Below are 24,887 nucleotides of genomic sequence, written 5' to 3'. Positions count from 1 at the left end.
CAAGAAAGTTGGGCAACCCAATGCGCATTTTTACGACACATATCGCCATTTTATTTTCGGCAATTTTCTCAATACTGACCGCCCATGCAGGCGAGATTGCTCCGCGTGATGGTTGGGTGGTGACAAAAACACCCCACGCCTATGCAGAGCTTTATCCACGCCTGAAAGCTGCGATTAAAGCCAACAAAATGGGCCACATCACTACCGCAAGCGCAACGCTTGGCGCAAAAGGCCGTGGCCTTACTATTCCCGGCAATCGTGTTGTTGGTGTCTATAATAATGTTTGGGCAGTGAGGATGTTAGAGGCCAGTGTCGCGGCTGGCATGGAAGCCCCTATCCGCTTTTACCTCACAGAAAATACAGATGGCACGTCAACGCTTTCTTACAAAACACCAAGCCATGTTTTCACGCCCTATTTTGCTGATGCAAATCCGGACTTAAAAGTAATGGCACGTGAACTGGATGCTGTCTTCCGCGCAATCCATAATGATACGGTGACACAATAGCGCTTGGGCGAGATCAAACGATTACGTTTTCCTAAAACTTCCCGTTATACGCTTGGCGTCCGATGCGCGGACAAAGCACGGTGAATGTGTCGCGTTCTAATGCCGCTTTAAATTCTGTGCGCAATGTTGCAACATCATCAATCCAAACACCGTGACCGCCGAAACCTTCGGCGACTTTTGGGAAATCAGTACCGGAAAAATCAACACCGTTGTTAGGCAATTGCATGGCGCGTTGTTTTATCTCGATCAGGCCAAGGCTTTCGTCAACAAGCACACAAATGATCACAGGTGTTTTCATATCGCGCAAAGTTGAAAGATCGCCCATCATCATCTCAAAACCAGCGTCGCCTACAAAGGCTATCGTCGGCGTATCAGGACTTTCATATTTATAACCTGCCGCCAATGGCACAGCGCAGCCCATGGTACAAAGCGCAGAAGATTGAAGCATCGTACGCGGATTGATGCACTCCCACATCTGGCTGACCAGAATACGATGCGCACCACTATCTGCGGTAATCACCGTATTCTCGGGTGCGGCATCGCGCAGGGTGGCAAAGACATGTTCGGGACCAAAGTCGCCGCCGCCGGCTGCAAACATTTCCTTCAAGGTCGCGCGGGCTTTTTCAACTTCACCATCAACCCAATATTTACCCCCATCCGCATTGGCTAAAGAGGCTGTCGTTGCGGCAACATCACCCATCAATGTGGTTCCAGCTGTATGCATGCCGTGGGTTCGTAGGCTTGATGTTATTTCAACTGCCTTTTCAGCAGGCCATGGATTTCGCCAACCAACACGCATCTCGATTGGATCATAGCCAAGAAGCAAAACAAGGTCCGCCTCCTCAATCAAAGGCAGCAACACACCATCTGCTTTCGGTGACAATCCACCGCCCCCAAGAGAGAGCGGATCGCGCTCATCAAGCATGCCTTTTGCTTTATAGGTAGCAATCATTGGAATGTTCAACGTTTTGCAAAAATGCGAAACATCAGCGCCCTCGTTAAGCGCATCAACGCCCGCAATCACGATGGGCTTTTTGGCTGCCGCAATTCGTCCTTGCACTTCAAAAATAAGACCGGCAGCAGGCAACCCCTGTTTTGGCAAAGAGGCAAGCGGAGTGTATTCCGTTTCGCTCTCACTTTGAGCCACATTGATCGGCAAATCGATATGCACTGGACCGGGCTGACCCGAGGTCGCAATGGATATCGCCTTATCCATCATGACACCTATCGCTCCTTCATTAGCACGGAAGCTGGCTTTGACGATAGGACGCAACATTTGCTGATGATCGAATACTTGGTGGGTATAGGTTTCGGCCTCAGCACCATCGACACAGCCTGTGATGAAAATCATAGGCACGCGATCCTGCATCGCATTGGCGATCACATTAACAGCATTGGCAACCCCCGGGCCAATGGTCGCGACCAAAATGGCTGGTGCACCGGTGGCATGCCACGCGCCTTCTGCCATGAATCCGCCTGCATTTTCATGTTTGACGAGCACAAAATTGATATCTGCTTCACGCAGACCATCAAGAACAGTAAGAACTTCGCCGCCGGGGATGCCAAATGCTGTTTTACAGCCTGCATCAGCCAATTTTTTCGCTATAATATCCGCGCCACGCATAGGTCTAATCCTCTTGTTTGAGACGTCCATCGCTGATCGTGCCATCAGCGGTTAGTCTCTCAATATCATTATCATCAAGACCAATAAGTTCGGTCAGTATTTCAGCTGAATGTTCACCAACACGCGGTGGTGGGTGACGATAAGTTACTGGTGTATCGCTCATTTTTATCGGATTGCCAATAAGATGGACCGCTTTTTCATCTGCGGTGGCATGATCCATGGTGATTTCCATCTCTCGATGTTTGATCTGCGGGTCATTGAAAACCTCTTCCAGATTATTAACGGGACCACAGGGCACGCCAACTTTAGTTAGCTGTTCCAACCATTCGTCAGCCGTCTTTTGACGGGTAATCTCGGCGATCAAAGGCACTACATAATCACGGTTTTTCACCCGCTCAACATTGGTGGCAAAACGGTCGTCTTCGATAAGGTCCACGCGCCCGGCTAATTCCAGAAACTTCAAAAACTGTGCATCATTGCCAACCGCCAGAATAAATTTCTTATCAGAGGCGGGAAATGTCTCGTAAGGCACGATTGTGGGATGACCATTGCCGAGCCTACCGGGTACTTTGTGGTTTGTCAGGTAAGCCGCCCCTTGATTGATAAGCCATGCCACTTGTGTGTCCAAAAGCGCCAGATCAATATGCTGGCCTTTGCCTGTTTGTTGACGTGCGTGAAGGGCTGCGAGAATTGCGTTTGAGGCGTACATGCCACACATCACATCAGCGATCCCAACACCGGCTTTTGTTTCCACGCCGCCATCTTCATCACGTTGGCCAGTGAGGCTCATGATGCCACCCATGCCTTGTATCAAAAAATCATATCCCGCACGTGGAGCGTAAGGGCCGGTTTGACCGAAACCAGAAATTGAGCAGTAAATCAAACGCGGATTAAGCTCACGCAATGTCTCATAATCGAGGCCACGCCGCTCCAAATCACCGACTTTGAAATTTTCAACCACAATGTCAGATTGCATCGCGATATCTTGAATAATCTTCTGCCCCGCGCTGGATGTGAGATCGACAGCGAGTGAGCGTTTATTACGATTGGCGCAAAGATAATAGGAACTTTCCTGACTGTCTTTACCATCCACTTGCACAAAGGGAGGCCCCCAACGGCGGGTATCATCACCTGTTATCGGGCGCTCAATCTTGAGAATATCCGCTCCCATATCACCCAAAAGCTGCGTACAAGTGGGGCCCGCCAGAATGCGCGATAAATCGAGCACACGCAGGCCTGTTAAAGGGCCGTCTTTCAGTGATTGATCACTCACGAGGTGGTTACTCCATTACAAGATTATGTCTTCGTTGTAGCGGCATCATTCATTATTTAAAAGCCACGCGCTTTTGCAATTTCACGAAATCCGCTGAGAAGATAGGCCGTGTCTACCTCGTGAGTGCCGCCATCAAGACAAAGGCGCAGTGTTTCGCCATCACAATTACGATGATATCGACATTTCACGCCACGCGATTTGGTCTCGCGTATAACCTTGCGCGTGCATTGGTCCTGTTTGGCCATGAGTTCAAATGTATCCAAGATTGCCCCTTGCCGCTTACCACGCACAACACGGCCTTCAAGTGGAAAAATACGATCGGCGGTGCCATGCGAATGGTATATTTCACCAACTGGTCCAACACATTTATTCGGCTGTGGGCGCCACATAGTGCCTGAAAGTGGAATGTAGCCTGCGTAATCATCAGGCGTACGACAAGCGAGATTCCATGTCATCGAGGCGCCAATAGAAAACCCGGCAGCAACAATTTTTTGTCCATCAATGGGAAAGCGTTTTTTTATGTCGCTGACGACTTCGCGGAAATAGGTGAATTCATTACGCACTTTGCCGCGTTCAACACCATTAGGAAAAGACCACGACCCTGCCCGACCATTGACGGCAACAAAAGCAACACCCAGTTTTTTGGCAACGCGACGCAATTTATTGCGGTTCATAACCGCTTTCGAGGAACCGCCAAGACCATGAATATAAATAATCGCGGGAATTTTTTTGTCGGCTGGGCGCTCTTGAGGCAAGAATATTCGATAATCACCACTGGCAACGAAACAATCGGAATTCACGCCGCAGGCATGGGCCGATTGCCACCAAAGGGATGAAAAGAAAGAGGCCGCGAAAAGCAACAATAAAGACGCATTAAAACGTCTGCTCAATAATCGTAACATCAATAACCGCAACACAAAATTTCTAGTCCCTTTAGGATGTCATCCTATCATGCAGCCAGACGTTCTTCCATTTCCATATCAATATCAAGTAACTGTTGTGTTGAAAGCGGTTGATGGCTTTCTTTATCACTCAGCGCCTGTCCACGAATGGCAAGAGCGGGCAAATTGATAGCCCGAATGATAACCGGTGGGCTTTGCTCTTCAGGTAATTGCCAAAACCCTAGTCGGGTAAACAGATTACCGAATGAAACATGAGCACTTGTAAAACCCAGCGGTATGGCAAGAAACGGGCCGATGAATACTGGCAAGCTTACAAGAAAACCATTTAAAGTCACTGAACCTGATACGAAAAGTGCTGTCACACCTAAAAGGCCAAATAGCATTTGAGGCCAAAGATGACTTGCAACAACACCCACGGGAAGAGAGGTTACTTGACGATCTTGCGAGGCCCAACCGCGGGCTTTACCAAATGGTAGGCCTGCTAAGAAGATCGTCTCGGCAACCGCCATGATGGGCGCCAACAACATTGAAAATAAAATCTCAACAGCCGCACTTGTAATGACTGCTAAACCGCCGCCATAGGCTTTTCGCAACTTAGAGCGCATCAACACATCAGCTATTGATACAAGTTTCGGAGCGAAAATCATCGTCATCACGATGAGAAACAAAATATAGCCCGGTCCCATCTGGAAACCACTGAAGGTCATGTCTGAGAAAATGATCGACCATGTGGCAACAGAAACGAAGGTCATCCATGCTGGGGCACTTGTGAACATTAAAATCGCAAGAACAAGCTGAACCCGGCTTGTGGGTTTAAGATCTGGCTCGGACAATAATTTTAGATATTGCATATTGCCATGGCACCAACGCAAATCGCGACGGATGAATTCTAATATATGCGGTGGGTTTTCTTCATAAGAACCACCTTCTTCCGCAAGCACCCGACACTCATAACCAGCGCGGCGCATATAAACAGCCTCAACCTGATCGTGGCTTAAAATATATCCTGACAAAGGCCCTTTGCCCGGTAAAATAGGCAGATGACAATGTTCCATGAACGGCTCAAGACGGATAAGTGCATTGTGTCCCCAATAAGGACCGCAATCACCCTGCCACCAAGCACTGCCCAGTGTATAAGACTTCATACCCATGCGCATGCCAAACTGGAAAACACGGGTGAAGGCGCTGTCGGAAGGAAGACCAACAACCAGACTTTGAAGAATACCAAGCTTGTCATTAGCCTGCATCACGCGAACAAGACGTAAAATGGAAGAAGCCGACATCACGCTGTCCGCATCAAGCGTCAACATGAAGTCATGGTTCACGCCCCATGTGTCGCAAAAGTCGCGGATATTGCCCGCTTTAAAGCCCTTGTTATCTGTGCGCAAACGATAGGTAACACCAATTTTTTCAGCCCAATCGCGGCGCAATTTTTCAAAAACAACCTGCTCTTCGGTTATCACGTCATCCTCAGAGCTATCGCTAAGAATGTAAACGTGGAAATTATTTGCACTGCCAGATGCCACAAGCCTCGCAATCATCGCCGTTAGATTGCGATTCACCTGTCCAACGTCTTCATTGCGGATACACATTGCGACTGCAGTAGACTTGGTAATCGGGTCATTGTCCTTGATCTTTTGAGAATCAGGAAAAACACTTGCCGCCGGATTTTTTGTAAACCTCATAAGACCGAAACCAATGACCGCATTCCAAAAACCGATTGCTGTCCAAGGTAAGGTGATTGCAAAACACATCAGAAGCAGCCATTCGAAGGGAACAATTTCAGCTGGCGACAATGCCCAAGCCATCAAAGCCAAAAGCCCAGCAATTGTAAAAAAAACAAGAGTACCGAAAGTAATTCGTCTAGCGGTAGGCGTCATGCTATAAGACCTCACTGGTGCCAAATTGGCGAAACTAAAAAAACTAAACCCGTTGACAAATACGTCTTCGACCTTCTTTGTGACGAAATTATTGCGCACTGCAACAACCTTAGTCAAGAAACCTATTAACTGATTGAAACTGAATTGTGGCTGAACAAATAGATCACAAAAACGAGAGCAGCGTGCAAGCTAAGGAGCTGGCGCATGCACTTGTATACACTGGCCCAATGGTCGCTGCAATAGAACCAGCATCTATGCCGCCACTTGGTAATAATGATATTATATTACAAACACTTAAATCAGGAATCAGTAGAGGGACAGAAAGCCTAGTTTTTGCTGGAAGAGTACCCAAAAATGAATGGGAAAGAATGCGTTGTCCTCATCAAGTCGGTAAGTTTTCTTTTCCTGTATCTTATGGGTATGCACTGGTTGGTGAGGTGATCGAGACAGGTAAAGATGTCAATCACCTTGTGCAGGGCAACATAGTTTTCGCCCTCCATCCTCACCAAAGCCATGCACTCATTAATGCCACTTACGCCAACAAAGTACCTGACACCATACCACCGCAACGCGCGGTTTTGGCTGCCAATATGGAAACTGCACTGAACGCCTTATGGGATAGCGATGTGACGGCTGATGACACAGTGAGCGTTATCGGGGCGGGTGTTGTCGGTCTTCTCACTGCTTATCTGGCGAACAAAGTAGCGCAAACAAATGTTGCCATTATTGATATTGATGAGAGCAAACGCGCTGTTGCTGAATCTCTAGGACTTACTTTCTTCTTACCTCAAGATGCACCCCAAAATAATAATGTTATTTTCCACACCAGTGCTAGTGGTACCGGACTGCAAACAGCGCTTGATCTTGCTGCTTTTGAGGCCCGCATTATCGAGATGAGTTGGTATGGTGATAAACAAATACCGCTACAGCTTGGCGGTGCTTTCCATTCGCAAAGGCTGTCAATCATCTCAAGCCAAGTTGGTCATATCAGCCCATCGCGCAGAGCGACCACAAGCTATGCGCAACGCATGGCAGAGGCTTTAAATTTACTCAACGATCCTGCGCTTGATGCATTGCTAGAAACGGAAATTGCCTTTAAAGCACTGCCAGATCATTTAAACCGCATTCTCGGCCCAAACAGCAACACGCTTTGTCAGGTCGTGGATTATACAACCAATCTTACTAGCAACCCATCTGGAGATTAGCCGTGCACGCAGTAGAAGTTCGCGACCACATTATGATTGCCCATTCTTTCAAGGGCGAATTTTTTGGCCCAGCCCAAGCCATGCATGGCGCTACATTTGTTGTTGATGCCTGTTTTATCTCAGAGACGCTGGATGAAAATAATGTCGTCATCGATATCGGTGCGGCCCATGATGCGCTGAAAGCTGTTCTTGAGCCGATCAATTACAAAAACCTCGATGAAGTGACTGAATTTAAAGGTCAAAATACAACGACCGAATTTTTGACCAAACATGTTTTTGATCATCTGGCCGAAGCTGCCCGCGAGGGAAAACTAGGCCGTGATGGTGACGAGATTGATGCCATCCGTGTTACAATTTCTGAAAGCCACGTGGCGCTTGCTTGGTATGAAGGGGCGATATAGTCGCCAAGCCAAGATCGAGCCAATAAGGCAACCTCATGCATATCCGTTTCATCATTCCAGGCGATATTGATACACCCACAGGGGGCTATCGATATGACCGCGCGATTATTGACGAATGGCGCAAGCTTGGCGTGGGCGTCGACCTTATCAGTCTGCCGGGTGACTATCCTTTTGCCAATGAGGCAGACATTCAAACGGCGCTTTCTATTATTGATAAGGTGCAAGATGCCGATATTTGCGTGATCGATGGCCTTGCCGGTGGTTGTGCGCCAAGCCTGATGCAGCGCTGCGCCAAGCAAATGCCCGTTGTTGCGCTTATCCATCATCCGTTGGCGCTGGAAAACGGGCAAACGGAAGCACAATCAATGGCGTTGGAAAAGCTGGAGCGAGAAGGTCTTGGCTTCGCGAAGGCTGTTGTGACAACAAGCCCCGCCACGAGTAAAACAGTGCATCAACTCTTCAACTATCCGGTCAATAATATTTCGGCTATCATGCCCGGCGTGGAACGTGGTGCGCCTATTCCCTTTAGAACCCAAAGACCTTTGCGTCTTTTGAGCGTTGGTTCAATTACTGAGCGCAAAGGCCATGATGTGCTGTTGCGCGCTCTTAGCACACTTCACGATTTATCATGGACGCTCGATATTGTTGGGCTTCAACATTTAAGCCCTGAGACTTTCGACGACTTACAAAAGATCACTCAAGAGGGTGGGATTTCTGACAGGGTCAACTTTCACGACGGTGTGGATGCACAGGCCCTTGATAAGCTTTATCATAGCGCAGATCTCTTTGCCCTCGCCTCACGTTATGAGGGCTATGGCATGGCTTATGCCGAGGCGATTGTGCGCGGTCTGCCTGTGATCGCAACAACCGCTGGCGCGATACCCGATACTGTTCCTGAAAGCACAGGCCTCTTGGTGACACCCGATGATATTGACACCCTTACTGACGCATTGCGTATAATCCTGAGTGATGATGATTTAAGGCGACAGAAACACATGGGCGCCCTTAAAGCAGAAGCTGATTTCCCCACATGGGAAAAATCAGCGGAAGAATTCCATTCTTTATTGCGGAGGCTGCAATGAGTTTTTCCGCCGAATGGCTGGCCCTTCGCGAACCAATTGATCATGCGGCGCGCAACGATGACGTCATTAATGCGCTCAATATGCTTTTTGAGGGCAAAAAAACGATACGACTAACCGATATCGGCAGCGGTACAGGTTCCACCATCCGCGCTTTGACGCCCACGCTTGAGAGCGCTATTGCTTGGCATCTGGTCGATAATGACCCAGCCCTTCTCGATATCGCCCAAAAAGAAGCCGCAGGCGCCGATGTCATCACGAGCCACGCCGATTTGTCCCTATCGTTAGATGCAATTTTTTCGCAGCCCACAGACCTCATCACCACATCAGCCTTTTTGGATCTTGTCTCTGAAGACTGGATATCCGGTTTTGTTGATGCGGTTGTTGAAAGGCAGCTGCCCTTTTATGCAGCCTTAAATTATGACGGGCGCGCGGGCGCACTGCCGCCATTGACCGATGATGAGATTATCCTTGCTGCTTTCAACACACACCAAAAAACAGATAAAGGACTAGGCCCCGCGCTTGGCCCCGATGCGGCTCATACTGCCATGGCATGCTTTGAAAAAGCGGGTTATGAAATAACTCATGGGCTATCCGACTGGCAAGCAGGGCCGGATCATGCAGCCTTTCAAAAAATGTTACTCGATGGGTGGCGCGGTGCGGCAAGTGAAATTCGGCCGGATTTAAAGACTGATTTTGATGACTGGTTTGCTAAACGCCTGAGCTTGATCGAAGAGGCTGACACGACAGGTGCCAGCGTTTTTGTTGGCCATATAGATTTTCTGGCTCTGCCTTAATCAGCGCTGAGTGAGCGCCTAATCGACGCTTTCATCACCTGCGCGCAAATCACAATCAAAAAGCACATCATGTCCGAGATGATAAAGACTGACATCCGGTTTTTTAGCTGCATCCAATTTAGAAACCGTCGCTAGATTAAGCCCTGGATAACCGCTGCCAATCAACAGTGGTGCGACTATGAGATGTAGCCTGTCCAAACATCCTTTATCGACAAAAGTTGAAAGCGTTCTGTTGCCGCCTTCAATCAATAATTTGCTATAACCGAGCGCCTCTAGAGCGGTGATCATTTCAAAGGGACACAACTTGTTATCGTGAAGCTCCAAGCCCACAATATCTGCGTGATCTGCCATAGGATGAGTGAGGTTTTTGTCGGTCAAGATGATGACCTTTGAACCATCATCATGAAATAATTGAGCTGATTTAAAAACACGCCCTCGCGGATCGATTATCACCCGTACCGGGCTCTTACCTTCGCACAAACGCACGCTTAAAAGCGGATCATCATCGTTGACTGTACCCACACCAACCACAACGGCATCAACGATAGAACGCAGCCGATGAAGGTGCTTAAGCCCCTGTTTATGATTAATATATTTAGAATCACCTGAGCGTGTTGCGATACGGCCATCTAACGATTGCCCAAGCTGACCGACGACAAATTTTGACATTACTCTCATCGGCAAAAGTGGATCACCATCTAACAATTTAATGCCTTGATCTTGAAAAGGTGGCTTGATTCTCATGAATGCCTAGCCCGCAGGAAAACGTCACGCACTCTGACTTCACAGATAACATTGTTGTGAATTTCCGTCATCACATTATTCATGTTGCATTCAGACATTTAAATTTAAGTTCCTAAAATAAATTACACCATAAAATGGTCTTGATTCATTGTCTATAACTCTCCAAGCTTAGCAAGCAATCAGTCAACCGTTAACTCTATATCAGACGTTTAAAAAATTAAGCTTTTTTTCTTATCGACAGCCTTAGCTACTTGAATTACAAACAACTGAAAAATGGACTGTTAAACTACATGACTGACAACGTTAAGACATCTCTTCTTTCTGTATCTCAAAACAATTCAAAGAGTGACCATGAAACTCTTTTCAGTGTTCAAAATGCCATTACGGCCATACGGCTGGGTGAGCCATTTTTACTAGAAGATAATGGCAATCATCACATGTGTCTTGGTGTCGACGGCATCAATGATAAAACGTTTGCTTCTTTTGTGAACGAGCAACTGGGCCGTAGCCCACTCTTGATTTTGAGCTCTGAACGTGGGGGCGCACTTGGGTTTTATAAAACCTCACCAATTTCAATGGCACTTTCATCCAGCGACACAGCCAGCAGTCTTTATTCGATTGCCGCAAGCCATCCGGCAAAAATAAGCCGTCGCCCAATACATGAACAAGTGGATGCCAAGCCGGCTCTTGAACTTTTAGCCAAAACCAAGCATCTGCCAGCCTGCCTTTTCTATTCAAATGTCACCAATGCTCAGATGTTGATCAATCGAGGTGTTTTGGTCATCAGCAATCAATCAATCGCTAATTATGATGCCGCCAAGGTAAGAAGTTTGCGCCGCAAAAGCGAAGCCCCCATTCCAGTACGTGGCGGTATCAATACCCGTATGGTTGTTTTCGAATATGCGACCGGCGAAAATGAAATCGCACTGGTTGTCGGCAAACCCGACATTACAAAAGAACTGCCGATCCGCATCCATTCGGCCTGTGCAACAGGTGATATTTTTGGCTCAGAGCGCTGTGATTGCGGAGACCAATTGCGACTTGCCATTGAAAAACTGGATGAGCTGGGTGGTGGTGCTGTTTTATACCTAGATCAAGAAGGCCGAGGCATTGGCCTTGCCAATAAAATTCGCGCCTACGATCTGCAAGATCAATCTCTCGATACCGTTGATGCAAACCGCACTCTAGGTTTTGCAGACGACATGCGCGATTATGCCGTTGCCGCTAGCATGGTGCGGACTCTTGGGTGGAAGGCCGTTTCTATTCTCACCAATAATCCGAATAAAGTAAGCGCCTTGGAAAAACACAATCTTGATGTTATCGACCGGATTTCGCATCAAGCGCCAATGAATGAATATAACAGTCATTATCTGCGCACCAAGGCAAAACGCTCAGGTCATATGCTGAAATACAAATAAGCCATCTCTTTCAGCTTTACTTGCCGTCTTCACGCTTGTTCACTCTCTGGATAGCTCTGCTTGACGTTGATGCGTCAGTCTTCAATACTCTTCTATGAATGATACCGGTTTATCAATTAGCGGAGATTAAGAGACATGAGTGAAACACGCGGTTATTCTCGCGCAGCACGTGCCATCCACTGGCTCATGGCATTTATCATTATCACGATGATTATTGCTGGCCTCATGATGGTGAACGGACCGTGGGATGGAAAATTCCCTCCTCTACGCGGTCAGCTCTATGATTATCATCGTGGCATGGGCTTTGTTCTGCTTATTCTCGTAGTGCTGCGTATCATTATCAAATTCACCTCGACTCCGCCCTCGCCCTTACCTTCCTCGATACCTGCTGGTCAGCAAAAAATCGCCGGTCTTGTGCATTTTTTGCTTTATGCAGCGCTTATCATACATCCGCTTTTGGGATGGTATGCAACAAATGCGTGGGGCGTTAAGAATATTCCGTTTTTCGGGCTTTTTGATTTACCAACGCTGGTTGAAAAAAACCGCGCATTAGGCGATCAGCTATTGGCCATTCACGGCTATATCGGATTTTTTATTACCGCCCTCATTGTCGTTCACATTGGCGCGGCCTTGATGCACCAGTTCATCAAAAAAGACGGTGTTTTGCTACGTATGCTTCGAACGTGAGTGTGACCGCCACCCAAAATCACTAGATAGTGTAGGAATAGTGGCGTTTTCGCGCATTCAGCTCTTTACCTTCTGCGCGCTCCCGCTAGTCTCTGCCATTAAGATTTGCCAAAATACGGCACATTACACGATGACTGCTCCTTGAAAGGAAACTCCATTGCTTCGTTCTTTCTTCCCGACACCAAAACTGTTTTTTCTGTCGGCTGTTTTATGGACTGTCGTTGCTTTTATTGTCTGGTTTGCCATCGGCGATAGTTTGATGAATGCCCTCAATGTAGCCGATCTGTTTCTGGATCGCGCGCCTGAGACACCTGAGCCTGGCGTAAAAGTAGCTTTCTTCAATGCAACACGTGTGTGGACCTATCAGTACATTATCATGTTTGCGGCGCTGTTTTGCGTTTTTTGGGCGTTTTTCAACCGCAATATCTGGTATTGGTGGTCTGTCGTCGGCTCAGCATTCTTGATGGTTGCTACCTATTTCAATGTGCAGTTGAGCCTCTTCATCAACGACTGGTATGGTAGCTTTTATGACCTCGTTCAGCGCTCAGTCACCAACCCCAATACGGTGCCTTTGAGCGATTATTATCTTGAGATGTCAACGCTTGCTTATGTGTTGGTGCCGTTCATTATTTTCCTTGTGATGGTTGATTATTTTACCTCGCATTATTTGTTTCGCTGGCGCACGGCGTTGAATAATTTCTACATGGAAAACTGGGAACATGTCCGCCATATTGAGGGCGCGTCCCAGCGTGTTCAAGAAGACACTCGCCTTTTCTCTCGCATCATGGAATCATTGGGCGTCAGCTTTGTTCGCTCGATCATGACACTGATTGCCTTCATCCCCGTTTTGTGGACCCTGTCGCAACAAATCACCGAATATCCGCTGTTTGGCGCGGTTGACGGAGGCTTGGTGTTTCTCGCCATTTTCTCCGCCATTTTAGGCACAGTCGTTCTAGCCGCTGTCGGCTTCAAGCTGCCGGGTTTGGAATTTGAAAACCAGAAAGTGGAAGCCGCCTACCGCAAAGAACTTGTTTACGGCGAAGACAATGAAGACCGCGCCGACCGCGCCACTTCTGCAAGCCTGTTTGGTAATTTGAAGAATTTCTACTTCCGCTATTTCTTCCACTATCTCTATTTCAATGTGGCGCGTTATGCCTATCTGCAAGGCTCGGTCTTCTTCCCCTATTTTGCGCTTGGACCAGCAATTGTAACGGGTGCGATAACCTTCGGCGTCTTCCGCCAAATCGGCAATGCCTTCAATCAGGTTGAAAATGCGTTCCAGTTCTTGGTCAACTCATGGCCAACAATCGTGGAGCTGATGTCCATCCACAAACGCCTAAGCGCTTTTGAAGAACACATCACCGCAGAACCGACCAACCATGCTATGTCGCTTATGCCGCAAGGCAAGGAATGATCATCGCCGGAACGTGGGTTATGGCGTTCATCATTCAGCGGCAATAGTCCACTGCTTCAGCGATGCTTCAACTTCATCGCATGGTTGCAATGTGAGCGGTCGTTTCACCCATGGACCGGCTGGAATTGTTTTTGATGAAACTGCCACGCAGCTATCCTGATCCTCATCCAGTCTCAGGGTTTGATCTGCGTCATTGTAGATGAATTTCTGACGCGGATGATCGCTGCATTCCAGCAGGGCAAATTCCGATTTTCCAGTGGCTATTAAAGCCTGCATACAAAAGCCTTCGAATGGATAGGACTCGACCTGTAAAGTGCTCGCGTTGTACTCGAAACGCGTATCATTGCCTGCATAATTGCGTGGCTTGCCCTCGCTGGCTGGTTTGCAAGAATGGGTCTGCAACAAATCCGACTGTCCGGGGCCATATGTATCGAAGCAAAAACCATATCCGTTGGGTTCATCGTGGTTTTCGCTAAGAGCGATATATGGTGCTTGTGAAGGAACCTGTGGAGCGTCAGCCTTGGCAATACCCGTGGCTGCAAGCAGCGTGGTCGCAAATAGTACAAGTCGCATTGTGTGTCCTTTTCGAAGGAGGGTCGACAGCATTAGGTTAGTGCCTTCCTGATTTGTGATCAACCAAAACTGTTTAAATTGGAACTATTTCGGCGAACTCGATTCAGGTGTTTTGGTTTAAGGGCGAGTTGTTAAAATGCGTACATAAAACTTCAGCGGGGCTCCTGGCGAGTAAATGATGCGGACAGTTGTCTGGTTCTAAATTAAGCATCATATCCAAGCTTTAAGGCTGAGTCGCCGTAGATCTCATAATATCTTTTCAAAACCGTGTCTGAGAACTCAGAAATATATTGTTTAGGCTTACCACTACGGACATGGCCTTCTATTTTTACATTACCTGAAAAAAGAGAATTATTAAAGGAGACTAGCAATAATTGGGCTATCAAATCGCCGGAAAATCCAAGTGCTGTATAAACTTTTGTGTATTCTCGCAGATTGTAATCCTGAACCAGATTTTCGAGTTTTGTAATATAAACATTTTCTTTGTTCTGAGGCACTTTAAGCATATCGTCAATCGTCAAGGCTGCATTGTAATCCATTTCAAATAAAAATTTATCGCTCATATTCATATAGCTATTTATTTTCTCTTGATAGGTGAGACCGTTAAATCTTTTCTGAGGTATATGAAGCCATTTTTCATTGGATTTAGTATGATAATAAGCTCCACTTACGATAACATCACGCGGGTCGCGAATGCATATGACATACTTTGAATTTGTTTGATTATCTTTCATTAACTCCATAAGTTTTATGGAAGTGTAATCAAACCCTATCGTCCACTTTTTTGGTTTAGATGCCTTATGCATATACCAAGGCACGAGCAAGTTACTTTTCTCAGCACGTCTAAGAATTCTTCCGAATAAAACAGTACCCGTCTTGTGAAATGTGCCAATATAAGACTTATGCGCGACTGATTTATTTACTCTATTCCAAAAATTCAGCATAAAATAATTATCCTGTCACCAGCTACCGGTGTTCTCCATACTAGCCCATGGCTCTTGTGCTGGTAGCGGCTCGCCGCGTTGTAAAAGTTCGACCGACACGCCATCGGGTGAGACAACAAAGGCCATATAGCCATCGCGCGGTGGGCGATTGATCGTGGTGCCATTGTCCATGATGTGCTGGCAGGTCTCATAAATATTATCGACACGATAGGCCAGATGACCAAAATTGCGACCGCTGTCATAGTCTTCTGGATCCCAGTTATGGGTCAACTCTAAAGCGGGCGCGGCCTCCTCTTCAAACCGTGCCACATCATCTTTCGCGGCCAAAAAGACCAGCGTGAAGCGGCCCTTTTCGCTATCTTTGCGGCGCACCTCTTCCAGCCCCAAAAGATCGCAATAAAACTTCTTTGATTCCTCAATGTCTTTAACCCGCACCATCGTGTGGAGATATTGAATACCCATCGCGCTCATCCTTTATTGTTCACATCACATGAAAGACTATTCATTCAAATTAATCGTAGCCGTTTTCAATTATATATCTAGGCCAATTAACCGTAAACCTCGATACCCAAACGTAAAAATATGCTGCTTCGATGGTGGTGCATTTTCATTTTAAAGAATGAGAAAAGCTCTGAAATCATTGACATTCGTGCTTGTCGGTCCGGTGACAAAAAGCGCGTCAATCGCTTCAAAGGCGCTATAGGCATCATTACCGTTGAGATAATCAAGGGGCTTTAGGCCTTTCGCCTGAAGGTCTATGATTGTATTGCCATCAATGAAAGCGCCCGCATTATTTTCTGAGCCATCAATGCCATCGGTATCGGCGGCAAACGCATGAACATTCGACAAACCTTCAAGTCCGAAGGCTGCCGACAAAAGAAGTTCGGTGTTGCGCCCGCCCTTTCCTTTGTGGCGCACAGTCACGGTTGTCTCACCACCAGACAAGAGGATGCAGGGCCGTTCAAAAGGTTGATTACGCAGCGCCGTTTGACGTGCCAGCGCTGCGAGCACCTGCCCCACATCAGCCGCCTCACCTTCTATCGCATCACTTAATATATGCGCTTTCCAGCCACCCTCTCTCGCCACCCTTGCTGCCGCCTCAAGCGATAGTTGGGCGGCCGCAATGACATGTACTTCATCATTGGCAAAAGCTGCATCGTCTGGGCGCGGCGCTTCGCAGGCATCACTCGCCATCCACGCCATGACATTTTCAGGCAAGGTCATCTCGTAACGCTTGATAATATCCAGCGCATCAGCACGCGTGGCGTGGCTGGGCACAGTTGGCCCGCTTGCAACAAGGGCTGGATCATCACCGGGAATATCTGAAATAACGAGCGTCACGACTTTGGCCGGATGGGCAGCACCCGCCAAGCGGCCACCCTTGATGGCTGAGACATGTTTGCGCACACAGTTCATCTCATGGATGCTCGCACCACAACGCAAAAGCTCCGTATTGACGGCTTGTTTATCTTCTGGAGTGACCGCATCAGGCGGCAAAGACAAAAGCGATGAGCCACCACCCGATATAAGAGCTAAGACCGTGTCATCTGCCCCCAAGTCTTCGACAAGATTTATCATCCTGCGCGCAGCCGCAAAGCTTCCCTCATCGGGCACAGGGTGCGCGCTTTCAATAATCTCAATGCTCTCGCATGGTACTGCTGAGCCATGACGTGTAACAACAAGGCCTTCCAGTGCTCCCTCATAAGCCGCTTCAAGCGCTTGCGCCATATGAGCTGATGCCTTACCTGCACCGACCACAACCAAACGGCCTTTGGGTTTTTGTGGCAGAAAATTTTTCAGCATTTTTGCCGGATCAGCCGCATCAACCGCTGCATGGAATAAATCTGCAAGAAAAAGGCGCGGATTAAACTCTGGCATAAATTTTCGTCCTATTGGGCGGCTTGTGGCAATTGGAACGGTAAAGCGCGATCTTCCGCATAGAGCGAGAACACCGTGCCAACACAGATGACGATGGGGTCACCTTGTGAAATTTCCTCGATGCCCTCAGTCAGATTTTCGAGCGTCCCTTTCCATGCGCGCTGATCGTCGCGGCTGACATTCGCCACAATCACAACTGGCGTATCACTCACCATTCCGTGTTTAATCAGATTGCTTGAAACTTCATGCCCTGTCCGGCTTGCCATATAGAAAATCAACGTCGTATCACCCGATGCCATGCCCGCCCAATGGAGATTTTCCGGCACTTTTCCACTTTTTGAATGGCCGGTCACAAAGCGCACAGACTGAGCATGATCGCGGTGGGTCAAAGACACGCCAATGCTCGCAGCAGCACCTGAGGCTGCCGTGATGCCAGGCACAACCTCAAAGGGCACGCGCGCATCAAGCAGATCGCTGATTTCCTCTCCTGCACGGCCAAACACCATTGGATCTCCACCTTTAAGGCGCACAACCCGTTTTCCTTCCAAGGCGAGATCGACCATCATCTTGTTGATCTCAACTTGAGAACATGACTTTCGCCCGCCGCGCTTGCCAACATAAATGCGCTCCGCCTCACGCCGTGCCAGCTCAAGGATAGCTGGCGACGACAAGTCATCAAACATAATCACATCAGCACCCTGCAACACGCGCACGGCCTTGATTGTCATCAAATCAACATCGCCCGGCCCAGAACCAACCAGAGAAACAAAGCCTGTTCCACGCTCATTCACCTCTGCTGCTGTTTGATTGGCAAGGGCTAAAAGCACCTCATCGCTCACCGGTTCAGAACGAAACGCACGTTCTACAAATTTTTCCCAAAAATTCCGCCGTTGCGATGCATCGGGCACAATCTGCTTGAGTTGGTTTCTAAAATTTTTTGCAAGCGCACCTGCTAGTGCGAGAGACGCTGGTAAGAGCGATTCAATTTTACGTCTGATCGCTTGCGCTAATATAGGAGCGGCGCCGTCGGTTGAAATACCAACCACAACAGGCGAGCGATTAACAATGGTTCCAAATTGAAACTCGCAATACTTGGGATTATCAATGACATTGACCGGCACTTTTGCGACTTTGGCTGCACAATAAAAGGCATGGGCTTCAGCATCTAGTTCAATATCAGCAAGGGCTGCTGCGGCAAGATCAAAATCATTGATCGACCATGGGCGTTTTTGATGCACCAATGTTCCGTCGGCAGCACCGCGCGCGAGAAGGTTTTCCATTTCATGAGAAAGCTCTTCAGCCACGATATCAACATGCGCACCACTGGCGGCCAAAAGCTCGGCCTTCCATGCCGCTGCCTCTGTTCCACCAGCAAGCAAAACCCGACGACCGCGCAGTTTTAGAAAAACTGGCAATACCGCTAATTCTTCCATCCTGTTCGGGTCCCTTATAATCGGGCTTTCCGTATGATTGATAGCTTCATCCATGATGTCATTCATTATTCTTGTTCTGATCTTGTAAGTGCAGATCACACGATTTTTTGTCTATAGCCAAGGATTCTTTTTCTATGAATAGGAAATCTTGTGGTATAAGATGAAATTGACATATAAAGGTTTTCTTATATCCTTATGTCTTAATTGCGCGATAATAGAACGGAATACAACCATGCGGACATCTTTGCCCGACCTTTTGAATGAAAAACAAATTCTTCTCGCCGACGGCGCGACGGGTACGAATTTCATGGAAATGGGTCTAGAGCCTGGTTTTCCACCTGATATATGGAATGTGAGCGAGCCACAAAAGCCTGAAGCGCTGCATCAAATGTTTGTCGATGCTGGTTCAGATATCATTTTGACCAATACATTTGGCGCGAATGCACCGCGGTTGAAACTGCACAAAGCAGAAAAAGAAACTTATGCAATCAACAAAGCAGGAGCGGAAATTGCCTGCCGTGTTGCAGAAAGCGTTGATCGGCCCGTTGTTGTTGCTGGGTCAGTTGGTCCGACTGGCGAACTTTTTGTACCGCTTGGCGAAATGACGTTTGAAGGTGCGCGCGCTGCCTTTGTAGAGCAAATGCGCGGATTAAAAGACGGTGGCGCAGATCTGGTATGGATTGAAACCATGTCAGCGGCCGATGAAATTCAAGCCGCCGCAGAAGCCGCTGTTGAAGTGGGTATTCCTTATGCCTTTACCGCAAGTTTTGACACGGCGGGCAAAACCATGATGGGGCTTGCACCGGCAGCGCTCAATGAACTCGCAGCAGCCCTTCCCGGCAAACCGCTTGCCTTTGGAGCCAATTGTGGTGTTGGTGCTTCTGACCTTCTTGTTTCTGTTATGTCGATGACAGATGCTGATCCCGAAGCCATTGTTGTTGCGAAAGCAAACTGCGGCATCCCTGTGGTCAAGGGTGCTGCGACGGTATACACGGGTACGCCCGAGCTTATGGCTCATTATGTGGCGATGGCGGCGGATGCTGGTGTGCGCATTATCGGCGGTTGCTGTGGCACAGCGCCAGAACATATCAAAGCCATGCGTGGTGCCATTGATAACTATGAAGCTTCTTCGCGCCCGACGCTTGAAGCAATAGTTGAAAAAATTGGCCCTCTCGTCTCCCCTTCACGCGGCGAAGGTGCTAATGCACCCAAGCGCGAACGTCGCGGACGGCGGCGGGCTTAGTCAGCCTTCATCAAAAAGCCGAAAAGCTTTGCGCACCACCTCATAGTGGAGCTTCACTCCATCACTCATTGGAATTTGAGTGGTGGCATGGCCTCCCTTGGTTGATAAATCATCTGGCATTGAACGTTTTTTGCGCTCCATGAAGTCCTGCAAGGCCTCATCGATTGACTGATCCAACACGGGCGCTTGATAGTCATCCAGCATTTTTTGGCAAATCACGCGCGCTCGTTCTTCGCTGCGGCATTCACCGTCCGTGAGCCATTGCTCATAGGGATTATTATCTGCAACATTGGAGCGGCAAAATGCTGTTTCAAAATTGGCCTTCGTGTGATCTGAACCTAGATGATGCCTCCCTGGGCTAACATCACGCAGAGCCTCTAGCCCCTGCCCGTTTTCGCTCACATCAATACCACCCGCCATCGCCTGCATCATGCCAAGCTGATCGCAATCCATGACAAACTTTTCAAATGAAGAAACAAGTCCACCTTCCAACCACCCTGCCGCATGGAGCACAAAATTTGTACCCGCTAATAATGTCGGTGTAAGGGTTTGCGCACTCTCATATGCCGCTTGAGCATCAACCACTTTAGAACCGCTGAGTGAACCACCTGAACGGAACGGAACCCCAAGACGGCGAGCCAACTGAGAAGCACCATAAAGCGTCATGGTGGATTCTGGCGTACCAAAGATGGGAACGCCAGACTGCATGGAAATGGAACTTGCAAAGGAGCCAAAGACAACAGGCGCGCCCGGTCGACATAGCTGGGTGAAGGCAATACCTGCCATGGCTTCGGCTAGAATTTGCGCCAATGTTGCAGCCGTCGTGATCGGTGACATAGCGCCCATCAAAATGAACGGCGAAATGATGCACGCTTGATTATTGCGGGCATAGATTTTTGCCGCACCTAGCGCGGTTTTGTCGTATGTCATTGGCGAACTGGCATTGATAAGACTGATCAAAACACAATTTTGATCAACAAAGCCCGCACCAAACACAAGCTTAGCCATATCAAGACTGTCTTGCGCCCGCTGAGGTGTGCTGACTGCTCCCATAAACGGCATATCAGAATAACGGATATGACTATAGATCATATCAAGATGGCGCTTGTTGACTGGAATATCTGCTGGCTCGCACACCACGCCACCTGAATGATGCATAGCGGGGGTGAGATAGGCGAGTTTTACAAAATTTCGAAAATCTTCAATAGAAGCATGGCGTCGTTCGCCTTCTAATGTGCGCACAAAGGGCGGGCCGTAAACCGGAGCGAACACGGTATTATTGCCGCCAATTTGCACTGAGCGTGCAGGGTTTCTCGCGTGCTGGGTAAATTCTTGCGGTGCTGTTTTTATCAGCTCACGCAGAAGGCCTTTTGGAAAACGAACCCGCTCACCCTCCACTTTAGCGCCAGCCTTGCGCCACATATCAAGCACCTCGGCGTCACCATGAAACTCAATGCCAATTTCTTCAAGCAGAGTATCTGCGTTGTTCTCAATGAGAGTGAGCCCCTCTTCATCCAAAACTTCATAGGGTGAGATTTTGCGTTGGATGTAAGGATTTTTGACCAAGCGCGCGGCTTCACGCGCGGCGCGTCTTGTATCTCTACCTCCGCTACGTTTATTGCGCGAGGTATTGTTTTCCTCAATATCAACCATGGTGTCGCCTGTTCTTTATCTCCTCATATCGGCACTCTTGCCATTTTGTAAGACCTCGCCACTCTTTTTCTCATAATCGGCTGTTTTCACGCATTATTAAAACCGCCTGCGCAGCTATTATTTCTAAGAAAGCTTAATCTATATATGCGGGTCTGGAATGGTTTTGCTTGCGAATTTTGAAAGAAATGTATAGGCAAAGCTGAATTCGCCACAAGGTCTAGTGACCAATAAGGAATTTGTTGATGTCTGATGAAGATGAAATCATTCTGTCCGAACTCTCTGACGATGACCTCGTCTTGCAGATGATGGATGACCTTTATGATGGTCTGAAAGAAGAGATTGAAGAAGGCACAAATATCCTGCTGGAACGCGGATGGACACCTTATGATGTTTTGACCAAATCTCTGGTTGAGGGCATGCGGATTGTCGGCAATGACTTTCGTGACGGCATTTTGTTTGTGCCCGAAGTGCTGCTTGCAGCAAACGCCATGAAAGCAGGCATGTTTATTTTGCGTCCTCTCTTGGTCGAAACAGGTGCGCCAAAATTAGGCGTCATGGTTACCGGTACTGTTAAAGGTGACATTCATGACATCGGCAAAAATCTTGTCGGCATGATGATGGAAGGCGCAGGCTTTGATGTGTATGATTTGGGCATCAACACAGATGTTGATGAGTTTCTTGAAGCTCTCGATAAGCACAAGCCCGATATTCTCGGTATGTCAGCGCTTTTGACCACCACCATGCCTTATATGAAGGTTGTGATTGATCAGTTGAAAGAAAAAGGCTTGCGAGACAAATTTATCGTGCTTGTTGGCGGCGCACCGTTAAACGAAGAATTTGGTGCAGCCGTTGGTGCTGATGCTTATTGCCGTGATGCCGCGGTTGCTGTTGAAACGGCAAAGGAACTGATCGCAAGGCGACACAACTCTAAGGCCTCTTGAAACAATGCCGGATGCACCCCGAAAATCAATTCGTAAGGGTGGACGGGCAACACGGCTGAATCAAGTAAAAATCGATTCACTACGACCAAGTACATTAATCGATAAGGGCGTTACCAATTATACGGTGGAGCCATCAGCCAGTGTTGTTTGCGTGATTGCTTGTGGCGCGATTGCTCACGAGATTATCGATATCGTTCAAATCAATGATCTCAACCACATTTCTCTGACCTGCCTACCCGCCAAATATCACAACACACCCGATAAAATTGTGCCCGCCATGGAACAGGCCATCAAGGATGCCCGTGCAGCGGGGTTTGGCTCTGTCTTTTGTGGCTATGCCGATTGTGGCACCGGCGGCGCGCTTGATCGTCTGTTGGAGCGTGAAAATGTTGCCCGCCTGCCCGGTGCGCATTGTTATTCATTCTTCTCAGGTGTTGAGCACTTTGAAAAAAGCAATGATGCGGATATGCGATCTTTTTTTCTCACTGACTTTCTGGCTCGCCATTTCAACAATCTGACATGGAAGCCTCTCGGTCTTGATGACCACCCAGAACTGCTATCAACCTATTTCGGCGCTTATGAGAAAATTGTCTTTTTATCGCAACAAGATGATCCAGAACTTTTGAGCCGGGCGCAGGAAATTGCCAAAAAGCTGCAACTCACCTTTGAGCATCGCAAAACAGGCTATGGTGATCTGGCAAAAGCTTTAATTGACCCATCGCTTTTAGACTAGAAAAAGCACTCTCAATCCCTCATATAGATTTATCTAAAAATTCAAGGACTTTGTTATGCCCCGTTCAAGAGCTGCCCAGAAAATAATCGTCTATTGGCGCGACATTCCCGCTCAAGTGATTTGCAAGGCTGGGCGCACATCTGCAAAGCGGGAACTCGATAAACGGTTCATCACCGCCATAGACGCCTGCGCGATGCGGGCGGGGCTGGATCAAACCGACGATTATCTCAATGCATGGCGTAAAGCTGACCCTGTGCCGTGCGGCGAAGACCTCGAAGCAGAAGCAGCAAAAACTGCTGACGCTCTTGAAGCGGAATATACCAAAGAACGCGTGTTGGCCCTTGTGAACGCAGGCGGTTTTGAGAATGGCGATAAATAAAGACTAATCAAAACTCAATAAATCTTGCAAATGCAGGGTTTTCCTTTGATGATTTAAAAAAATCCCCTAAATGACTTGCGCACGCTTATCATGGGATATAAAGATATCTTTATACGGTAATGAGAAAGAAATCGGCCGATTATAAAGTCCGGTTTCTTTGATTACCATCAGAGTACTTACCCGCCGATTGCACTATGATATGATGGCGGCTTGTAAAGGATATGAACCCATGACACGCACTCTTGTTTCTTCCCGGTCTAAAGAAGTCATTATCGGATTTGATCAGCCATTTTGCGTCATTGGTGAGCGCATCAATCCAACAGGCCGCAAAAAGCTAGCTGCAGAAATGGAAGCTGGCAATTTTGATACGGTGACAAACGATGTTCTCGCGCAAGTCGCAGCTGGTGCCAGCATGCTGGATATCAACGCGGGCGTAACTGCGGTGAACCCTAATGAAACCGAACCGCCATTGATGGTGGAGACTTTGAAACTTGTGCAAAGCCTGACAGATATTCCGCTGTGTATCGATTCGTCCGTTTCTTCTGCCTTAGCGGCTGGGCTTGAAGTGGCCGAAGGCCGGCCCCTCGTCAATTCTGTGACCGGTGAAGTGGAAAAACTTGAAGAGATTTTGCCGCTTATCAAAAAATACAATGTACCCGTTGTCGCCATCTCTAACGATGAAACAGGTATTTCCGAAGATCCTGACGTGCGCTTTGAGGTTGCCAAAAAAATTGTTGAACATGCTGCTGATTATGGCATCAAACCGCATGATATTGTGGTCGACCCGTTGGTTATGCCAATTGGTGCAATGGGCACGGCTGGGCTTCAGGTATTCGCGCTCGTGCGGCGTCTGCGCGAAGAATTGGGCGTCAACACAACCTGCGGCGCTTCCAATGTATCGTTCGGCCTGCCAAACCGTCATGGCATTAACGCGGCATTTTTGCCGATGGCGATTGCCTCTGGCATGACATCTGCGATCATGAACCCATGTCGTCCACAGGAAATGGAAATGGTGCGCGGTGCGAATGTTCTGATGTCAACCGATGAAAATTGTGCAACATGGATTCAGACCTACCGTGAACCAACACCGGGTTCAAAGGGTGGCGAAGCTGGTGGCGGGCGTCGTCGTCGCGGTGGACGTTCTGCACGTGTTGGCAATACTAAATAACGCAACTATTTT

The 24,887-nt window shown here is 48.1% G+C and carries 24 protein-coding genes; 13 read left to right on the top strand and 11 right to left on the bottom strand.

Annotation, left to right across the window (positions count from 1 at the left end; genetic code table 11):
- Window positions 1–20 precede the first annotated feature (20 nt).
- Complete coding sequence (locus ABJ081_07975) at window positions 21–506, top strand: DUF302 domain-containing protein (GenBank protein ID MEP6356605.1); 486 nt, start codon at window positions 21–23, stop codon at window positions 504–506.
- A gap of 31 nt (window positions 507–537) precedes the next feature.
- On the opposite strand, the gene ABJ081_07970 is transcribed toward ABJ081_07975, so the two are convergent.
- Genes ABJ081_07970 through mdoH form a run of 4 tightly spaced genes read right to left on the bottom strand, consistent with a single transcriptional unit; the run spans window position 538 to window position 6,185 of the window.
- Complete coding sequence (locus ABJ081_07970; protein ID MEP6356604.1) at window positions 538–2,175, bottom strand: thiamine pyrophosphate-binding protein; 1,638 nt, start codon at window positions 2,173–2,175, stop codon at window positions 538–540.
- A complete protein-coding gene (locus tag ABJ081_07965) occupies window positions 2,135–3,403 on the bottom strand; it encodes a CaiB/BaiF CoA-transferase family protein (protein ID MEP6356603.1) in 1,269 nt (422 codons plus the stop codon). Before ABJ081_07965 ends, ABJ081_07970 begins: the two co-directional genes overlap by 41 nt.
- 56 nt (window positions 3,404–3,459) lie before the next feature.
- Complete coding sequence (locus tag ABJ081_07960) at window positions 3,460–4,305, bottom strand: alpha/beta hydrolase-fold protein (GenBank protein ID MEP6356602.1); 846 nt, start codon at window positions 4,303–4,305, stop codon at window positions 3,460–3,462.
- A gap of 47 nt (window positions 4,306–4,352) precedes the next feature.
- On the bottom strand, window positions 4,353–6,185 hold the full coding sequence (gene mdoH / locus ABJ081_07955) for a glucans biosynthesis glucosyltransferase MdoH (protein ID MEP6356601.1): 1,833 nt from the start codon (window positions 6,183–6,185) through the stop codon (window positions 4,353–4,355).
- Window positions 6,186–6,331: 146 nt separating this feature from the next.
- Here mdoH and ABJ081_07950 point away from each other — a divergent pair, with 146 nt between their 5' ends.
- Genes ABJ081_07950 through ABJ081_07935 form a run of 4 tightly spaced genes read left to right on the top strand, consistent with a single transcriptional unit; the run spans window position 6,332 to window position 9,667 of the window.
- Entirely contained in the window at window positions 6,332–7,390 is a 1,059-nt protein-coding gene (locus tag ABJ081_07950; GenBank protein MEP6356600.1) for a zinc-binding alcohol dehydrogenase, read from the top strand.
- Window positions 7,391–7,392: 2 nt separating this feature from the next.
- Complete coding sequence (locus tag ABJ081_07945) at window positions 7,393–7,791, top strand: 6-carboxytetrahydropterin synthase (GenBank protein MEP6356599.1); 399 nt, start codon at window positions 7,393–7,395, stop codon at window positions 7,789–7,791.
- Between the two features lie 35 nt (window positions 7,792–7,826).
- Entirely contained in the window at window positions 7,827–8,873 is a 1,047-nt protein-coding gene (locus tag ABJ081_07940; GenBank protein MEP6356598.1) for a glycosyltransferase family 4 protein, read from the top strand.
- Window positions 8,870–9,667, top strand: a complete 798-nt coding sequence (locus ABJ081_07935) for a class I SAM-dependent methyltransferase (protein ID MEP6356597.1) — start codon at window positions 8,870–8,872, stop codon at window positions 9,665–9,667. The genes ABJ081_07940 and ABJ081_07935 overlap by 4 nt, the downstream gene beginning before the upstream one ends.
- Before the next feature lie 18 nt (window positions 9,668–9,685).
- On the opposite strand, the gene ABJ081_07930 is transcribed toward ABJ081_07935, so the two are convergent.
- A complete protein-coding gene (locus ABJ081_07930; protein MEP6356596.1) occupies window positions 9,686–10,411 on the bottom strand; it encodes a RibD family protein in 726 nt (241 codons plus the stop codon).
- Between the two features lie 290 nt (window positions 10,412–10,701).
- On the opposite strand from ABJ081_07930, the gene ABJ081_07925 reads away from it, so the two are divergent.
- From ABJ081_07925 to sbmA, 3 genes are all read left to right on the top strand, one after another.
- Window positions 10,702–11,829: a GTP cyclohydrolase II gene (locus tag ABJ081_07925; GenBank protein MEP6356595.1), complete on the top strand. Its 1,128-nt coding sequence runs from the start codon at window positions 10,702–10,704 to the stop codon at window positions 11,827–11,829.
- Between the two features lie 135 nt (window positions 11,830–11,964).
- Window positions 11,965–12,516 carry a cytochrome b gene (locus tag ABJ081_07920; GenBank protein MEP6356594.1) on the top strand — a complete coding sequence of 184 codons (552 nt, stop codon included), beginning with the start codon at window positions 11,965–11,967 and terminating at the stop codon, window positions 12,514–12,516.
- A gap of 157 nt (window positions 12,517–12,673) precedes the next feature.
- Window positions 12,674–13,930: a peptide antibiotic transporter SbmA gene (gene sbmA, locus ABJ081_07915; protein MEP6356593.1), complete on the top strand. Its 1,257-nt coding sequence runs from the start codon at window positions 12,674–12,676 to the stop codon at window positions 13,928–13,930.
- Window positions 13,931–13,960: 30 nt separating this feature from the next.
- On the opposite strand, the gene ABJ081_07910 is transcribed toward sbmA, so the two are convergent.
- From ABJ081_07910 to cysG, 5 genes are all read right to left on the bottom strand, one after another.
- Window positions 13,961–14,503 carry a hypothetical protein gene (locus tag ABJ081_07910; protein ID MEP6356592.1) on the bottom strand — a complete coding sequence of 181 codons (543 nt, stop codon included), beginning with the start codon at window positions 14,501–14,503 and terminating at the stop codon, window positions 13,961–13,963.
- 203 nt (window positions 14,504–14,706) lie between these two features.
- The gene (locus ABJ081_07905) at window positions 14,707–15,447 is read right to left on the bottom strand and encodes a sulfotransferase domain-containing protein (protein ID MEP6356591.1); all 741 of its coding nucleotides are present in this window, start codon (window positions 15,445–15,447) and stop codon (window positions 14,707–14,709) included.
- Between the two features lie 15 nt (window positions 15,448–15,462).
- Window positions 15,463–15,903 (bottom strand): VOC family protein, encoded by a 441-nt coding sequence (locus tag ABJ081_07900; protein ID MEP6356590.1) that lies wholly within the window; start codon window positions 15,901–15,903, stop codon window positions 15,463–15,465.
- Window positions 15,904–16,059: 156 nt separating this feature from the next.
- Complete coding sequence (locus ABJ081_07895) at window positions 16,060–17,325, bottom strand: glycerate kinase (GenBank protein MEP6356589.1); 1,266 nt, start codon at window positions 17,323–17,325, stop codon at window positions 16,060–16,062.
- Between the two features lie 11 nt (window positions 17,326–17,336).
- Window positions 17,337–18,824, bottom strand: coding sequence for a siroheme synthase CysG (gene cysG, locus ABJ081_07890; protein ID MEP6356588.1), 1,488 nt, complete (start codon window positions 18,822–18,824; stop codon window positions 17,337–17,339).
- A gap of 166 nt (window positions 18,825–18,990) precedes the next feature.
- Here cysG and bmt point away from each other — a divergent pair, with 166 nt between their 5' ends.
- Complete coding sequence (gene bmt, locus ABJ081_07885; protein MEP6356587.1) at window positions 18,991–20,001, top strand: betaine--homocysteine S-methyltransferase; 1,011 nt, start codon at window positions 18,991–18,993, stop codon at window positions 19,999–20,001.
- Here the strand turns inward: bmt and ABJ081_07880 are convergent, their stop codons facing one another.
- A complete protein-coding gene (locus ABJ081_07880; GenBank protein ID MEP6356586.1) occupies window positions 20,002–21,654 on the bottom strand; it encodes a trimethylamine methyltransferase family protein in 1,653 nt (550 codons plus the stop codon).
- Window positions 21,655–21,896: 242 nt separating this feature from the next.
- Between ABJ081_07880 and ABJ081_07875 the strand changes: the two genes are divergently transcribed.
- From ABJ081_07875 to ABJ081_07860, 4 genes are all read left to right on the top strand, one after another.
- Complete coding sequence (locus ABJ081_07875; GenBank protein MEP6356585.1) at window positions 21,897–22,595, top strand: B12-binding domain-containing protein; 699 nt, start codon at window positions 21,897–21,899, stop codon at window positions 22,593–22,595.
- 4 nt (window positions 22,596–22,599) lie between these two features.
- Window positions 22,600–23,328, top strand: a complete 729-nt coding sequence (locus ABJ081_07870; GenBank protein MEP6356584.1) for a DUF1638 domain-containing protein — start codon at window positions 22,600–22,602, stop codon at window positions 23,326–23,328.
- A 55-nt stretch (window positions 23,329–23,383) separates the two neighbouring features.
- Window positions 23,384–23,707, top strand: a complete 324-nt coding sequence (locus tag ABJ081_07865; GenBank protein ID MEP6356583.1) for a virulence factor — start codon at window positions 23,384–23,386, stop codon at window positions 23,705–23,707.
- A 229-nt stretch (window positions 23,708–23,936) separates the two neighbouring features.
- Complete coding sequence (locus tag ABJ081_07860) at window positions 23,937–24,875, top strand: methyltetrahydrofolate cobalamin methyltransferase (GenBank protein MEP6356582.1); 939 nt, start codon at window positions 23,937–23,939, stop codon at window positions 24,873–24,875.
- The last annotated feature ends 12 nt before the right edge of the window (window positions 24,876–24,887 follow it).

This window comes from Hyphomicrobiales bacterium, from assembly GCA_039989895.1.
GTDB lineage: Bacteria > Pseudomonadota > Alphaproteobacteria > Rhizobiales > JACESI01 > JACESI01.
Note: the sequence above shows the minus strand (reverse complement) of the source record. Positions and strands in the feature narration are given on the sequence as shown.

Excerpts from the sequence above, each read along its gene's own strand:
- ABJ081_07930 (MEP6356596.1), bottom strand. The coding sequence starts at position 10,411 with ATGAGAATCAAGCCACCTTTTCAAGATCAAGGCATTAAATTGTTAGAT.
- ABJ081_07860 (MEP6356582.1), top strand. The coding sequence starts at position 23,937 with ATGACACGCACTCTTGTTTCTTCCCGGTCTAAAGAAGTCATTATCGGA.
- ABJ081_07875 (MEP6356585.1), top strand. The coding sequence starts at position 21,897 with ATGTCTGATGAAGATGAAATCATTCTGTCCGAACTCTCTGACGATGAC.
- ABJ081_07940 (MEP6356598.1), top strand. The coding sequence starts at position 7,827 with ATGCATATCCGTTTCATCATTCCAGGCGATATTGATACACCCACAGGG.
- ABJ081_07895 (MEP6356589.1), bottom strand. The coding sequence starts at position 17,325 with ATGCCAGAGTTTAATCCGCGCCTTTTTCTTGCAGATTTATTCCATGCA.
- ABJ081_07920 (MEP6356594.1), top strand. The coding sequence starts at position 11,965 with ATGAGTGAAACACGCGGTTATTCTCGCGCAGCACGTGCCATCCACTGG.
- mdoH (MEP6356601.1), bottom strand. The coding sequence starts at position 6,185 with ATGACGCCTACCGCTAGACGAATTACTTTCGGTACTCTTGTTTTTTTT.
- ABJ081_07970 (MEP6356604.1), bottom strand. The coding sequence starts at position 2,175 with ATGGCACGATCAGCGATGGACGTCTCAAACAAGAGGATTAGACCTATG.
- bmt (MEP6356587.1), top strand. The coding sequence starts at position 18,991 with ATGCGGACATCTTTGCCCGACCTTTTGAATGAAAAACAAATTCTTCTC.
- ABJ081_07960 (MEP6356602.1), bottom strand. The coding sequence starts at position 4,305 with ATGTTACGATTATTGAGCAGACGTTTTAATGCGTCTTTATTGTTGCTT.
- ABJ081_07910 (MEP6356592.1), bottom strand. The coding sequence starts at position 14,503 with ATGCGACTTGTACTATTTGCGACCACGCTGCTTGCAGCCACGGGTATT.
- ABJ081_07905 (MEP6356591.1), bottom strand. The coding sequence starts at position 15,447 with ATGCTGAATTTTTGGAATAGAGTAAATAAATCAGTCGCGCATAAGTCT.
- ABJ081_07865 (MEP6356583.1), top strand. The coding sequence starts at position 23,384 with ATGCCCCGTTCAAGAGCTGCCCAGAAAATAATCGTCTATTGGCGCGAC.
- ABJ081_07870 (MEP6356584.1), top strand. The coding sequence starts at position 22,600 with ATGCCGGATGCACCCCGAAAATCAATTCGTAAGGGTGGACGGGCAACA.
- ABJ081_07975 (MEP6356605.1), top strand. The coding sequence starts at position 21 with ATGCGCATTTTTACGACACATATCGCCATTTTATTTTCGGCAATTTTC.
- ABJ081_07925 (MEP6356595.1), top strand. The coding sequence starts at position 10,702 with ATGACTGACAACGTTAAGACATCTCTTCTTTCTGTATCTCAAAACAAT.
- ABJ081_07935 (MEP6356597.1), top strand. The coding sequence starts at position 8,870 with ATGAGTTTTTCCGCCGAATGGCTGGCCCTTCGCGAACCAATTGATCAT.
- ABJ081_07880 (MEP6356586.1), bottom strand. The coding sequence starts at position 21,654 with ATGGTTGATATTGAGGAAAACAATACCTCGCGCAATAAACGTAGCGGA.
- cysG (MEP6356588.1), bottom strand. The coding sequence starts at position 18,824 with ATGAATGACATCATGGATGAAGCTATCAATCATACGGAAAGCCCGATT.